The organism is Onishia taeanensis (assembly GCF_003268885.1).
Classification (GTDB): Bacteria; Pseudomonadota; Gammaproteobacteria; order Pseudomonadales; family Halomonadaceae; genus Onishia; species Onishia taeanensis_A.
In genome coordinates, this window is record NZ_QLSX01000006.1 from 115,120 (window position 1) to 128,910 (window position 13,791).

Annotated in this window: 12 protein-coding genes; 5 read left to right on the top strand and 7 right to left on the bottom strand. The window is 64.8% G+C overall.

The features are described 5' to 3' along the window. Positions 1-70 precede the first annotated feature (70 nt). From metE to BCL93_RS09660, 3 genes are all read left to right on the top strand, one after another. Positions 71-2,380, top strand: a complete 2,310-nt coding sequence (metE, locus tag BCL93_RS09650; protein ID WP_112055072.1) for a 5-methyltetrahydropteroyltriglutamate--homocysteine S-methyltransferase — start codon at positions 71-73, stop codon at positions 2,378-2,380. A gap of 136 nt (positions 2,381-2,516) precedes the next feature. Next, positions 2,517-3,329 (top strand): MliC family protein, encoded by an 813-nt coding sequence (locus tag BCL93_RS09655; RefSeq protein ID WP_112055073.1) that lies wholly within the window; start codon positions 2,517-2,519, stop codon positions 3,327-3,329. Positions 3,330-3,467: 138 nt separating this feature from the next. After that, the gene (locus BCL93_RS09660; RefSeq protein WP_112055074.1) at positions 3,468-4,085 is read left to right on the top strand and encodes an FMN-dependent NADH-azoreductase; all 618 of its coding nucleotides are present in this window, start codon (positions 3,468-3,470) and stop codon (positions 4,083-4,085) included. 161 nt (positions 4,086-4,246) lie between these two features. Here the strand turns inward: BCL93_RS09660 and BCL93_RS17475 are convergent, their stop codons facing one another. Both BCL93_RS17475 and BCL93_RS09665 read right to left on the bottom strand, forming a co-directional pair. Beyond that, complete coding sequence (locus BCL93_RS17475; protein WP_258396297.1) at positions 4,247-4,372, bottom strand: hypothetical protein; 126 nt, start codon at positions 4,370-4,372, stop codon at positions 4,247-4,249. 74 nt (positions 4,373-4,446) lie between these two features. Continuing rightward, the gene (locus BCL93_RS09665; protein WP_112055075.1) at positions 4,447-4,980 is read right to left on the bottom strand and encodes a DNA-3-methyladenine glycosylase I; all 534 of its coding nucleotides are present in this window, start codon (positions 4,978-4,980) and stop codon (positions 4,447-4,449) included. Between the two features lie 216 nt (positions 4,981-5,196). Here BCL93_RS09665 and gloA point away from each other — a divergent pair, with 216 nt between their 5' ends. Beyond that, positions 5,197-5,637 carry a lactoylglutathione lyase gene (gene gloA / locus BCL93_RS09670; protein WP_112055076.1) on the top strand — a complete coding sequence of 147 codons (441 nt, stop codon included), beginning with the start codon at positions 5,197-5,199 and terminating at the stop codon, positions 5,635-5,637. A gap of 23 nt (positions 5,638-5,660) precedes the next feature. On the opposite strand, the gene BCL93_RS09675 is transcribed toward gloA, so the two are convergent. After that, positions 5,661-6,065 (bottom strand): DoxX family protein, encoded by a 405-nt coding sequence (locus BCL93_RS09675; protein WP_112055077.1) that lies wholly within the window; start codon positions 6,063-6,065, stop codon positions 5,661-5,663. A gap of 197 nt (positions 6,066-6,262) precedes the next feature. Between BCL93_RS09675 and BCL93_RS09680 the strand changes: the two genes are divergently transcribed. Next, positions 6,263-6,715, top strand: coding sequence for an META domain-containing protein (locus tag BCL93_RS09680; protein WP_112055078.1), 453 nt, complete (start codon positions 6,263-6,265; stop codon positions 6,713-6,715). Positions 6,716-6,885: 170 nt separating this feature from the next. Here BCL93_RS09680 and BCL93_RS09685 read toward each other — a convergent pair whose 3' ends face one another. The 4 genes from BCL93_RS09685 to BCL93_RS09700 all read right to left on the bottom strand — a co-directional run bounded on the left by BCL93_RS09685 (position 6,886) and on the right by BCL93_RS09700 (position 13,614). Next, positions 6,886-9,735: a valine--tRNA ligase gene (locus BCL93_RS09685; RefSeq protein WP_112055079.1), complete on the bottom strand. Its 2,850-nt coding sequence runs from the start codon at positions 9,733-9,735 to the stop codon at positions 6,886-6,888. A 229-nt stretch (positions 9,736-9,964) separates the two neighbouring features. Continuing rightward, a complete protein-coding gene (locus BCL93_RS09690; RefSeq protein ID WP_112055080.1) occupies positions 9,965-10,420 on the bottom strand; it encodes a DNA polymerase III subunit chi in 456 nt (151 codons plus the stop codon). A gap of 428 nt (positions 10,421-10,848) precedes the next feature. Continuing rightward, complete coding sequence (locus BCL93_RS09695; protein WP_112055081.1) at positions 10,849-11,949, bottom strand: branched-chain amino acid aminotransferase; 1,101 nt, start codon at positions 11,947-11,949, stop codon at positions 10,849-10,851. A 141-nt stretch (positions 11,950-12,090) separates the two neighbouring features. Next, entirely contained in the window at positions 12,091-13,614 is a 1,524-nt protein-coding gene (locus BCL93_RS09700; RefSeq protein ID WP_112055082.1) for a leucyl aminopeptidase, read from the bottom strand. Between the last annotated feature and the right edge of the window lie 177 nt (positions 13,615-13,791).

Consider the following 13,791-nt stretch of genomic DNA (forward strand, 5'->3'; position numbering starts at 1 on the left):
CGAAACTGCCTCCATCGCTTATGGCGAATTCATTGCCAAGTGTATCTCTTAATTACGCAAAGGAATAACCATGACGCTGGCTCACATTCTCGGCTATCCGCGCATCGGTGCCGATCGCGAACTGAAGAAAGCCACCGAAGCCTACTGGAAGGGCGACATCGATCAGGCGGCGCTGGAAGCCGAGGGCCGCGCGCTGCGCGCTCGCCACTGGCAAGATCAACAGGCCGCCGGTCTCGACCTCATCACCGTTGGCGACTTCGCCTTCTACGATCAAGTGCTCAACGTCTCGGCGTTGCTCGGTGCGGTGCCCAAGCGCTTCAGCGAGCAAGACGACTCGGCTTCGGCCGACCTGGACACCTATTTTCGCATGGCCCGCGGCCGCGCCCCCAGCGGCACGCCGGCCGCCGCCTGCGAGATGACCAAATACTTCGATACCAACTATCACTATCTGGTCCCGGAGCTGCACGAGGGCCAGACCTTCCGGCTCTCAAGCGAACGCCTATTCGACGAGGTCGAGGAGGCCAAGGCCGCCGGGCATCGGGTCAAGGTTACCTTGACCGGCCCGCTGACCTGGCTGTGGCTCGGCAAGGAGAAGGGCGGTCGCGAAGACTTCTCGCGCCTCGAGCTGCTGGAGGCCGTTCTGCCCGTCTATGGTCAGGTGCTGTCGCGTCTCGCCGACCTGGGGGTGGAATGGGTGCAGCTGGATGAGCCCGCGCTGGTCCAGGATCTGCCCCAGGAGTGGAAAGAGGCCTATGAGGCCGCCTATAACCAGCTCGCCAGTGCCCCGGTCAAACTGCTGCTGGCGACCTACTTCGGCGCCCTGGGCGACAATCTGCGCCTGGCGGCGGGGCTGCCGGTGGATGGCCTGCATATCGATACCGTGCGCGCGCCCGAGCAGCTCACCACGGTGCTCGACAATCTGCCGAGCTACAAGGTGCTGTCGGTCGGCGCCATCGACGGTCGTAACATCTGGCGTGCTGATCTCGCCCTGCTGCGTGAGCGGCTCGGCGAAGCACGGCTTCGCCTCGGCGAACGGCTGTGGCTGGCGCCGAGTTGTTCATTGCTGCACGTGCCGGTGGATCTTGCCCGGGAGGCCGGCGAGGGCGCGACCCTGGACCCGGAGCTGCGCGGTTGGCTGGCCTTTGCCCGCCAGAAGCTCGACGAGGTGGTGAGTCTTTCGCGCCTGGTGGACCAGCGTGCGACCGAGCAGGACCGGGTGCGGCTGGCAGAGGCCAGCGAGGCCCTGGAGGCCCGGCGCGCCTCGACGCGCATCCACCGCCCGGACGTTTCCGCGCGCCTCGCCGCCACCACGGCCTCCGATGCCGAGCGGGCCAGCGCCTACCCGGAACGGGCGCCTCAGCAGGCACGGCGCCTGCAACTGCCGCTATTTCCTACCACCACCATCGGGTCCTTCCCGCAGACTGGCGACATTCGCGCTACGCGGCGTGCCTTCAAGGCCGGTGAGATCACTCGCGAGGCCTATGAAGCCCGCATGCGCGAGGAAATCGCTCACGTCGTCGACCGCCAGGCGTCGCTGGGCCTGGATGTGCCGGTGCACGGTGAGGCCGAGCGCAACGATATGGTCGAGTACTTCGGTGAGCAGCTCGACGGCGTGGCCTTCTCGCGCTTCGGCTGGGTGCAGAGCTATGGGTCGCGCTGCGTCAAGCCGCCAGTGATCTTCGGCGACATCACTCGTCCGACGGCGATGACGGTGCGCTGGAGCGAATATGCCCAGTCGCTCACCGACAAGCCGATGAAGGGCATGCTGACCGGGCCGGTAACCATCCTGCAGTGGTCCTTCGTGCGCGACGACCAGCCGCGGGCCACCACCTGCCGGCAGATCGCGCTGGCGCTGCGTGACGAGGTCACGGATCTGGAAGCCGCCGGCATTGCCGTGATCCAGATCGACGAGCCGGCGCTGCGCGAGGGGCTGCCGCTGCGCCAGGGCGACTGGCAGGGCTATCTCGACTGGGCGGTGAATGCCTTCAAGCTTTCGGCGGCCGGGGTGCGTGACGAGACCCAGATCCACACCCACATGTGTTACTCGGAGTTCAACGACATCATCGGCGCAATCGCTGCGCTGGATGCCGACGTCATCACCATCGAAACCTCGCGTTCGGACATGGAGCTGCTGGATGCCTTCCAGGAGTTCGCTTATCCCAACGAGATCGGGCCGGGGGTCTATGATATCCACACCCCGAACATTCCCGAGGTCAACTGGATGGTCGCGCTGATGGAGAAAGCGCTCGACAGGATTCCTGCCGAGCGGCTTTGGGTGAACCCGGACTGCGGCCTCAAGACCCGCGGCTGGGCCGAGGTCGAACCGGCACTCACCCACATGGTCGAGGCGGCCCGGGTGCTGCGCCGCCGCCACGGCTAAGACGCGATGGCAGGCAAAACCCCTTCAGGGGCCGGCGCCAAGGGCGCTGGCCCCTGTTATGCTTGGGCACATCAGGCACTCTCGCCGACCAGGATTCTTCAATCGGCCAGGATTCTTCCACCGACAAGGAGGTTGCATGCCCCTGTTGTCTCGTACGGCGTCTTGCGGCGCCGCCGTCTCTGCCCACCCTTCAACCGACAGCGTATCGTCACCCCTGCGGGTGGCCGCGCTCGGCCTGAGCGTGCTGCTGGCGGGCTGTGCCGGTGCTCCCCAGCCCGATAGTTCGGCCCCTATCGTCAGTGATGTCAGCACCCCCGCCGACGTCGATAAGCAGGATTCAACCAAAGCACCGCTCATGCCGTCGGCCTTCTTCGCCGGCGAGGCCGAGCGCTTCGAGGCCTGGCGCTGCACGCCCGCTCAGGATCTGGTCACGGCGTTTCCGCAAGGCGAGCTGCGGCTGTGGTCGGCCTACGATGCCTATCGGCTGACGCCAGCGGTGGTTGCGTCCGGTAGTCGCTACGTGAAGAACGACCTGAGCTTTTGGGAGAAGGGCGGCGAGGCGATGGTCGAGAGTGATCGTGGGCGGCTCGAATGCCAGCGGGATCAGACCCGGGCGGCATTGACTCGCGCCCAGCGTCCCGGGGTGATGTTCCATGGCCGTGGCAATGAGCCTGGCTGGACGGTGCGTCTGGATCACGATGCGCCGCACCTGTCGCTGATGCTCGACAACGGCGAGCGCGAGATCGAGTCGCCATACCGGGTTACCTCGCTGGACAACGAGCGGGGCCGGGTGACGCTGGCCAGCGGTCGCGCCGACACGCCCTTTAACCTGGAGCTCGAGGCGCGGGCCTGCTTCGACAGCATGAGCGGCGAGCCCTTCCCGGTGCGGGTGACGCTCGATGTCGATGGCAAGACCTATCGCGGCTGCGGTCAGGGTATCGCGCCCTGATACGCCTTCAGCCTCGGTTTATCGGGGCTTCTTTCTATTTTATCGCATGGAAGGCGCGTATTTTTGCGCTTTTCATGTCATGGCATGCACCTAAAATAGGATTCATTAATCAACACCTATTTTTCCAAGGAGATGTCCATGACCGCGCCGTCCACCAAGGTACTTGTCGTAACGTCTTCCATTCTCGGCGAGAACAGCCAGTCTCGCGCGCTGACCGGCCATCTCATAAAAGGCCTCGAGGGGCGCGATGACGTCACGGTCACCGAACGTGACCTGATCAAGGACGAGCTTCCGCACCTGGACATCAATGAGCTGTCCAGCTGGGGTGTGGATCCCGCCGAGCGCAGCGACCAGCAGGCGGGGCTCGCTGAGCGCTCCGACTCGCTGATCCAGGAGATGCTCGATCACGACGTGCTGGTACTGGCGGCACCGCTCTATAACCTGGGCATACCGTCACAGCTCAAGGCATGGTTCGACCGCATTCTGCGTGCCGGCCAGACCTTCCGCTACACCGAAAGCGGCCCACAGGGTCTGGTCGAGGGCAAGCGTGCCCTGGTGCTGACCACTCGTGGCGGTCAGTATGCCGGCACCGAGATGGATTCCCAGACCCCGCATATCAAGTCGATGCTTGGTCTGATGGGCATCTCTGACGTCGATATGGTGTTCGCCGAGGGTCTGGCGATGGGCGACAAGCACGCCGCCGAGACCATGAAAGAGGCGCGTCAGGCTATCGACGGCTACCTCGAGCGCCTGTAAAGGCTCGTCCAGAGGCGCATTGAGTCGCCTCGAAGGGCCAGCGATATATTGGCGATACAACAGCACGGCCCCGGATACCGGGGCCGTGCTGTTTGTGTGAGAGGCCATCGCGGTGAGCCTGGGGCGTCGCCAGCGATGCCAGCAGCGGTTTCAGCCACCCCTCAACAGCTTCGCGCCTCGACTGTCAGACGCTGGGACACGTAGTCACCCAAGCATAGGGTCCCCTGGTTGAGGGCGCGGCGGGCCAGCTGACCGAGCGCCTCCCGGGTGCCGCGAATGGAGTCCATTCCAGACACCTCGCAGCGAGTCTGTGGATAGCCTGTGAGGGGGCTGTGAATAGCATGTTGAGGAAAGAGGGCGCTCAGCGCGCCCAGGGCGGGGCTGCCGCCAGCACGCGGGCCTGTACCGGGCAGTCGTCCCGGTGGGCGCCGGGCAGGTAGCCGGTGCTCATCAGAAACTCATTGACGATCTCCGGGCCGGTGAAGCGGAAAGTGCGCTTGAAGAGCTTCACCCAGTCGCCGTGAGGCCGTGGGTGGTGAGCTTCGAGCCAGCCATGGAAGCTGCCGTGTTCCTGCCTGAGTTGCTGGACCACCCGGGCATTGTGGATGGCGGCATCGACCTTCAGGCGATTGCGAATGATGCGGGCATCGCTCAAGAGCCGCGCTTTGTCATCGTCATCGAAGGCCGCGACCCGATCGACGTCGAAGCCCCGGAAGGCCTCGAAGAAGGCCTCGCGCTTCTTGAGCACGGTCAGCCATGAAAGCCCGGCCTGGTTGATCTCAAGCACCAGCCGCTCGAACAGAGTGGCGTCGTCTTCGACCGGAAAGCCGTAATCGTGGTCATGGTAGGGGCCGTGGAACGGATGCCCGGGCGCCAGGTCGCAATAGTCAGCCAAGGGTGCTCCTCTTCGTACGTAAACTCGTGGTCCTGCGGCTCGACTCCATGAGCCTGTCGTCGCGTCAGGGGCGCCATCGTCTTATGATACGCACCTTAATGATCCTCGCGATCAGTGTTCGTTCCACGCATCATGGCATTGCGTGTTTCCTTCTTTAACGCACTCGTTCATTCACTCATCCATCCATTCGTTCATGCATTATCAGGAGAGGTACCGATGCAATATCTTCACACCATGGTCCGGGTCAGCGACCTTGATGCTTCCCTGCATTTCTACTGCGACCTGCTCGGCCTCACCGAGATCAGCCGCAAGGACAGCGAGAAGGGCCGCTTCACGCTGGTGTTCCTGGCCGCCCCGGGCGATGAGACCCGCGCTCATGAGGATCGTGCGCCGATGATCGAGCTGACCCACAACTGGGACCCGGAGGAATATACCGGCGGGCGAAACTTCGGCCATCTGGCCTATCGTGTCGATGACATCTATGCCCTGTGCGAGCACCTGCAGGCGGGCGGCGTCACCATCAATCGTCCGCCCCGCGACGGCCACATGGCGTTCGTGAAGAGCCCCGATGGCATCTCCGTCGAGCTCCTGCAGGCCGGCGATGCGCTGGCGCCGAAGGAGCCCTGGGCATCGATGGAAAACACCGGCAGCTGGTAAGGTCGCGACCGGCCTGGTTGTCCTCAGTCAGGGCGCATGGCCATGCGCCCACTGCCAAGGAAGATCAGCGCCAGGCTGCCGGCAAGGAAGAGCCCCTGCAGCTCCAGCGCCCAGCCACCGCTGCCGCTCAGTTCAAACAGCTCACCGGTGTGCACCAGTACGAAAGCCACCAGCATGTTGCCGGTCATCAGCAGACCGGCCAAGCGGGTCTGCCAGCCGACGATGGCCATCACCGGGGCGACGATCTCACCGATCAGTACGCCATAGGCCAGGAAGCGCGGCAGCCCGTAGCCATCGAGCAGGCCGCTGATCCAGCTCATGGTTTCAGGGTGGGTCAGCTTGGCGAAGCCGTGCAGCAGGATCAGGCCGCCGACGGCGATGCGCAGGATCAGCTTGCCGAGGGCGTCGTTATGCAGGGCTTGCAGCATGATGTCTCTCCTTGTGGTGTGTCGGTCGTTCCTTGCGAGTCGTGCTTTTGCATCGCGCGCTCGGATTCGTTCAGATGGCGCCTTGCGAGGCAGTCGCGACCAGTATACAAGAGTCCCTGTGACGCGACCGCGACGGTCGCACAATGTAATACGACTCGTTAATCAACGACTCGGCGAACGACTAAAAAGGAGCCAGGATGCGCAAGGGATGGTTGATGGCAGTCGTGCTGGCAGGACTGCTGGCGGGCTGCAGCAGTGCCCCCGCACCGACTTACGATCAGGGCAGTGCGGAGACGACCGCTGCTTCACCGGTGGTAGGGCCGCGCTGGAATCTGCTGCTGCTGGGAACCAGTGAGCGCTGGACGCACCCCGACACCCCCTATTTCGAAGTGGTGCGCCAGGGCGGCCAGCTGCGCCTGGTGGGCAGCAATGGCTGCAACCGCATCAGCGGTGCGCTGAGCCTTGAGAGCGGCAATCGCTTCAGCGTCGAAAATCTCGCCTCGACGCGAATGGCGTGCGCCAACGGTAACGATGCGCAGCGAGTCGACGCTATGCTTAACGGCGCCTACCGTTACCTGATCGACCATGACCGATTGGTGCTGTTTGGCCGCGATAGCCGAGTGCTGGGCGGCTTCAAGCGCGCCAACTGACAGTGACGACCTGACAGCACGGCGCCATGCGATCTCCTGTCAGGTGATCGGACACGACAACGCCGCCCTAGGGGCGGCGTTGTCGTTGGTGAGGGTGTCACCGTAAGGCCTAAGTCCCGACCGGCACCGGGGCCGATTGTTCAGCCACGGCCCCGGGTGGCATCAAGCACTCAAAGCGCGGCGATCTTGTCGCGCTGCTCGGCGAGCAGGGCGCGGGCGGCCTTGAAGTCGGCCAGCTTGTCGCGCTCCTTCTGCACCACGGCTTCAGGGGCCTTGGCGGTGAAGCTCTCGTTGCCGAGCTTCTTCTCGGTGCCGAGGATCAGCTTGTCCTGCTTCTCGATCTCCTTACTGAGCCGCGCGAGCTCCACGTCCTTGTCGATCAGGTCGGCCATCGGTACCAGCACTTCCATCTCGCCGACCAGCTGAGTGGCGCATAGCGGGGCGGTGGCCGGGTCGTCGAGCCAGGTCACGCTTTCGAGCTTGGCGAGCTTGGCAAGGAAGGGCCGGTTGGCCTCCAGACGCTCCCGGTCGAAGGCGGAGCCCTTGGTCAGCAGCACCTCGAGGGCCTTGCCCGGCGCGATATTCATCTCGGCGCGGATGTTGCGCACGGCGACGATCACACCCTTCAGCCACTCGATATCGCGAGTCGCCTGCTCGTCGATCTTCGCCTGCTCGGCCTGTGGCCAGGGCTGGGTCATGATCGAGGGCGAGGCAGCGGTGTCGATGCCGGCCAGCGGGGCGACCCTTTGCCAGATCTCCTCGGAGATGTAGGGCATCATCGGGTGCGCCAGGCGCAGGATGGCTTCCAGGACCCGCACCAGGGTGCGGCGGGTGCCGCGCTTGGCGGCATCACTGGCGGCTTCGTCCCACATTACCGGCTTGGAGAGTTCCAGGTACCAGTCGCAGTACTCGTTCCAGACGAAGTCGTAGAGCGCCTGGGAGGCGTGGTCGAAGCGGAACTCCTCCAGCGCCTTGGTGACCTGGGCTTCGGTCTGCTGCAGACGCGAGATGATGAAGCGGTCGGCCAGCGACAGCTCGATCTCGGCGTGAGGGTCGAGCCCCGTGTCCTGGTCCTCGGCGTTCATCAGCACGTAGCGCGAGGCGTTCCACAGCTTGTTGCAGAAGTTGCGATAGCCATCCAGGCGGCCCATGTCGAACTTGATGTCGCGACCGGTGGTGGCCTGTGACAGGAAGGTGAAGCGCAGCGCGTCGGTGCCGTGGGGCTCGATGCCTTCACTGAACTCGTCGCGGGTGGCCTTGGCGATCGCCTTGGCCTTCTGCGGCTGCATCATGTTGCCGGTGCGCTTCTCGACCAGATCGTCGAGGCTGATGCCGTCGATCAGGTCGATGGGGTCGAGCACGTTGCCCTTGGACTTGGACATCTTCTGGCCCTGGGCATCTCGCACCAGGCCGTGGACGTAGACCTTTTGGAAGGGCACCTCGCCGGTGAACTTGAGCGTCATCATGATCATCCGGGCGACCCAGAAGAAGATGATGTCAAAGCCGGTGACCAATACGCTCGACGGGTGGAAGGTCGCCAGTTCCGGCGTTTGCTCGGGCCAGCCGAGGGTGCCGAAGGTCCACAGCCCGGAGCTGAACCAGGTGTCCAGCACGTCCTCGTCCTGGGTAAGGCTCAGGTCGGCGGAAAGGCCATGCTTTTCGCGCACCTCGGCTTCGGTGCGACCGACGTAGACGCGGCCGTCTGCGTCGTACCAGGCCGGAATGCGGTGGCCCCACCACAGCTGGCGAGAGATGCACCAGTCCTGCAGGTCGCGCATCCAGGCGAAGTACATGTTCTCGTAGTTCTTGGGCACGAACTCGATGTCGCCATTCTCGACGGCGGCGATGGCTGGCTTGGCCAACTCCTCGACGGCGACGAACCACTGATCGGTGAGCAGCGGCTCGATGACATCGCCCGAGCGGTCGCCGTAGGGCAGGGTGTTGGTAACGGCCTCGACCTTCTCGAGCAGACCTGCGGCGTCCATGTCGGCGACCAGCGCCTCGCGGGCCTTGAAGCGGTCGAGTCCGGCGTAGGCGGCCGGCAGGCTGGCGTCTTCGTCAGGCTGCGGGCGGCCCTGCAGGTCGAAGATCTCGGCGCGATCGCGGATCTTGGCGTCCTGGGTCATCACGTTGATCAGCAGATGTCCCTGGCGCTTGCCGACCTCGTAGTCGTTGAAGTCATGGGCCGGGGTGATCTTCACGCAGCCCGAGCCCTTGTCTATGTCGGCGTGCTCGTCGGCGACGATGGGGATACGCCGGCCCACCAGCGGAAGCGTAATGAACTTGCCGACCAGCGAGGCGAAACGCGGGTCCTTGGGGTTGACCGCCACGCCGGTGTCGCCGAGCAGGGTCTCGGGGCGGGTGGTGGCAACGATCAGGTGGTCGCGGCCGTCATCGGTGGTCACGCCGTCGGCGAGCGGGTAGCGGAAGTGCCAGAACTGGCCCTGCTGCTCGCGGTTCTCGACCTCGAGATCCGAGATCGCGGTGTGCAGGGTCGGATCCCAGTTGACCAGCCGCTTGCCGCGGTACACCAGGTCCTCTTCATAGAGGCGCACGAAGACTTCCTGGACCGCCTTGTAGAAGCCGTCGTCCATGGTGAAGCGCTCGCGGCTCCAGTCGACGCTGGCGCCCATGCGGCGCAGCTGGCGGGTGATGTGGCCGCCGGACTCCTGCTTCCACTCCCAGATCTTGTTGGTGAAGTCTTCGCGGCCCAGGTCGTGACGGGTCTGACCGGTCTCGGCGGCAAGCTTGCGCTCGACCAGCATCTGCGTGGCGATGCCGGCGTGATCGGTGCCTACCTGCCACAGGGTGTTGTTGCCCTGCATGCGCCGCCAGCGGACCAGGGTGTCCATGATTGTGTCCTGGAAGGCGTGCCCCATGTGCAGGCTGCCGGTCACGTTGGGCGGCGGAATCATGATCGAGAAGGGCTGACCCTCACCGGAGGGCGCGAAGCGGTTGTCGGCTTCCCAGCGCTGATACCAGCGGGTTTCGATCTGTTCGGGTTGGTAGGTCTTGTCCATTGCAAACTCTGCCTGAAGAAGTGCTGCCTGAAATGAGGAGCGACGCCGGACCGATTTCGATCGGCGTGGAAAGCGCGAAAAATGGGCACGATTATAGCCTGCCGGGCCTCTCGCGTCATGACCGTCGGCGGGTCAAGCTGCGTGCCGCTGCGACTTCAGTGCAGTGCGACCTCAGTGCCAAATACGTGCGGTCACGCCTCGGCGGCCGGCTTGGTGTGTACGGGCGCTGTCAGCTGCCCTGGGCAGGCAGGTGGTGGGGGGTAACCGGATAGCCGCGCTGCTTGTAGGTGCGCCAGCACTCGCGCTTGGCGGTGAGCACATCCTGGTGCTGGTTGATGATCTCGGCGACCCGGGAAAAACGCGAGAACCACTCGGGAATCTCCGGGTGCAGGTTGAGCATCGCCATGTCCGGGTCCATTTCCCGGGACGGGTCCGGCGGGCCCTGCCAGCCGATGGTCACCGGCACTGTGGCCGCCATCTCGCTGCCAATCAGCGCATGGGGCAGGTAGCTCTCGGGCTTGAAGGTCCACAGCCGCTCGTCGATGAGCTTGGCCATGGCTTCGTCCTCGGCGTGCAGGTGCAGTCGGAAGCCCTTGCGATGAATGGTCTCGGCGAGCCGGCAGGCGAAGCCGAGCCGGGCATCGAGGGTGGTGTCGGGGAGGATGTAGAAATCGATCTGGGTCATGAGACTCCGTCTAAAACGGACTGCGCTTGGCCATACGGCGTTAAAAATCGGCTCGCACGCGAGCTCGGTCAAGATACTCATTTAACAACCTGTAAACTCCGCCTTTGACTCGCGACATCCCTGTCGCTCGCTCGGTGAGCAGCCGAGCTGTCCAAATCGGCTGTCCTGCCGATTTGTCGCCGATTTTTGCCTTGTCAGGCCTTCGCTCGTCGGCATTTTATCTCGGAGTCTTGGGAGGTAAAGGAGCTGCCTGGGCGGCGAGGCGGGCGCGGGGTCAGGGCAGAGTGAGGGTCTTTTGCCATGGATGGCAAAAGTAGCGCCCAGGGACGGGTTTACCGCGCCCTCACGGAGCTCTCACCGGGTCCTGCCGCCGGACAGACCTCCACCCTCAATCGGCACCTGGGCCTCGAGAGGGTGGTGGCTGAGGCTCAAGCCAGGCGGGTCATCCAGCCGCGCGTATCTTCGCGACGACCGTATTGCAGGTCGAGCAGCTGGCTGCGCAGGCGCTTGGCGATCGGGTTGCCGTTGTCGCCGGCCAGACGGATGGTGTCGTCCTCGGTAACCAGCTCGCCCACCGGGGTGATTACCGCGGCGGTGCCGCAGGCGAAGACCTCGGTGATCTCGCCGGAGGCCGCGCCCTCGCGCCACTCGTCGATACTGATGGCACGCTCTTGCGGGGTCAGGCCCTCGTCGGCGGCCATCTCGAGGATGGAGTCGCGGGTCACGCCCTCGAGGATGGTGTCGGTGAGGCGCGGCGTGACGATGCGACCGTCCTTGTAGACGAAGAACAGGTTCATGCCGCCGAGCTCTTCGATCCACTTGTTCTCGATGGCGTCGAGGAAGGCTACCTGGCTGCACTCATGGCTGGCGGCTTCCTTCTGGGCGGCCAGCGAGGCGGCATAGTTGCCGCCGCACTTGGCAAAGCCGGTACCGCCGGGGGCGGCGCGCTTGTAGTGCGAGGACAGCCAGATCGACACCGGCGCCACGCCGCCCTTGAAGTAGGCGGCCGCCGGCGAGGCGATCACGTAGTAGTCGACCTCCTTGGAGGGGCGAACGCCGAGGAAGCTTTCGCTGGCGATCATGAAGGGCCGCAGGTAGAGGCTTGATTCCTCGCCCTCATGGGCCGGCGTTGGCACCCAGTCGCTGTCCAGCGCTAGCAGGGCCTTCAGCGAGCCGATGAAGGTCTCGTCGTCGAGCTCCGGCAGCGCCAGGCGGCGCGCACTGCGACGGAAGCGCTCGGCGTTCTTCTCCGGGCGGAAGGTCCACACCGAGCCGTCGGCATGGCGGTAGGCCTTGATGCCTTCGAAAATTTCCTGGGCGTAGTGCAGCACGGCGGCGGCCGGGTCCAGGGTCAGCGGGCCGTAGGGGCGCACTTCATTGCCGTGCCAGCCTGCGCTTTCTGTCCAGCGCACGTGGGCCATGTGGTCGGAGAAGTACTGACCGAACCCGGGGCTCTCGAGGATGGTGTCGCGGATCTGAGGGGCCGTGGGGTGGGCAGTCGGCCGAACGTCGAAGCCTGAAGGGGTCACAGGAGGGTCTCCATAGCAGCAGTAGGCACGCGGGGCCTGATCGTGTTCGAGGAACGGGGTTCCATGACATAAGGCAGCGGGCCGGGAGATCCCGGCCCGCGATGCCTAAACGCTAGCACGCCGCTTGGGCGATGCGAAGCCTCAGTCGTTGCTGGCGATGGCCTCGACCAGTTCGGTCTCGCGGTCGAGCAGGTACTGAGTCAGCAGGCCCACCGGGCGGCCGCTGGCCCCTTTCTGCTTGCCGGAATCCCAGGCGGTGCCGGCGATGTCCAGATGCGCCCAGGGGTACTTGTCCGCGAAGCGCGACAGGAAGCAGCCGGCGGTGATGGTGCCCGCCGGACGACCGCCGATGTTGGCCAGGTCGGCGAAGTTGGAATCGAGCTGCTCCTGATACTCGTCCCACAGCGGCAGGTGCCAGGCCCGGTCCCAGGCGGTCTCACCGGCGTCCAGCACGTCGAGCGCCAGATCGTCGTCGTTGGACAAGAGGCCAGTGGCGTGGTGGCCAAGCCCGATGATCACGGCACCGGTCAGGGTGGCGATGTCGAGCACGCTGGCCGGTTCGAAGCGCTCGGCATAGGTGAGTGCGTCGCACAGCACCAGGCGGCCCTCGGCATCGGTGTTGAGCACCTCGACCGTCAGCCCCTTCAAGGTCTTGACGATATCGCCGGGCTTGGTGGCACGGCCGTCGGGCATGTTCTCGGCGGAGGCAACGATCGCCACCAGGTTGATCTTGGGCTTGATGGCAAGCGTCGACTTGACGGTGCCGAACACGCTGGCCGCACCGCACATGTCGAACTTCATCTCGTCCATGCCGGCACCGGGCTTCAGCGAGATGCCGCCGGCATCGAAGGTGATGCCCTTGCCGACCAGCACGTGAGGGGCCTCGTCCGGGTCGTCGGCGCCCTGGTACTTCATGACGATCAGCCTTGAGGGCTCTTCGCTGCCGCGACCGACTGAGAGCAGCGAATGGGCGCCCAGCGCTTCCAGGGCCTCTTCGTCGAGAATCTCGGCGGTCAGCGCGCCCTTGGACTCCGCGGCCAGTTGCTCGGCCTGGCCGGCGAGATAGCGCGGCGTGCAGATATTGCCCGGCAGGTTGCCCAGGGTGCGGGTATAGTTCATGCCTTCGCCGATGGCGGCGCCGATACGAGCGCCTTCCTTGGCCTTGTCTGCGTCGTCGCTCTCGCTGACCAGCAGGGTCACCTGCTCAAGGCGCGGAGCCGGGGCGGGGGAAGACTTGAACTCGGTGAAGCGGTAGACGCTGCGGCTGGCGGCCTCGCTGATCATGCGTGCCTTCCACTGGGTATCGCGATGCGGCACCGGCACGTCGGTCAGGGCGACACTGGCTTCACTGGCCGGCAGCTCCGACAGGGCCGCAAAGGTGGCGTCCAGCGCCTTGCGGAAGCTGCCTTCGTTGCACTTGTCGCGCTCGCCGAGGCCTACCAGCAGCAGCCGGTCGGCATTGAGGCCGGGAGCGAAGGGAATCATCTGCACCTTGCCAAGATCGGCGCTGAAGTCGCCGCGCTCGATCAGCTGGCCGATCAGGCGCTCGCTGGCATCGTTTAGCTTGGCGGCCGCCGGCAGCAGGTCGCCGTCCTTGAACACCGGAAGGGCGAGGCAGGCCGTTTCGACCTTGGCGGGGTTGGCCGTCTGAACAGGGAATTCCATGGCGTCTCCACAAGACAAGCGAAGGGGGATTCTGGATAATGCCGGCACGGCGGGGTGCGCCGTGACCGATATCCCAGTGTACGCAATGCAGTGGCGCATTGCATGGGGCGCGACACCAGGACACCCCGCCACGCTGAACGGGAAGCCGGCACCAGCACAGGGCAAGTGTCGCCAGTC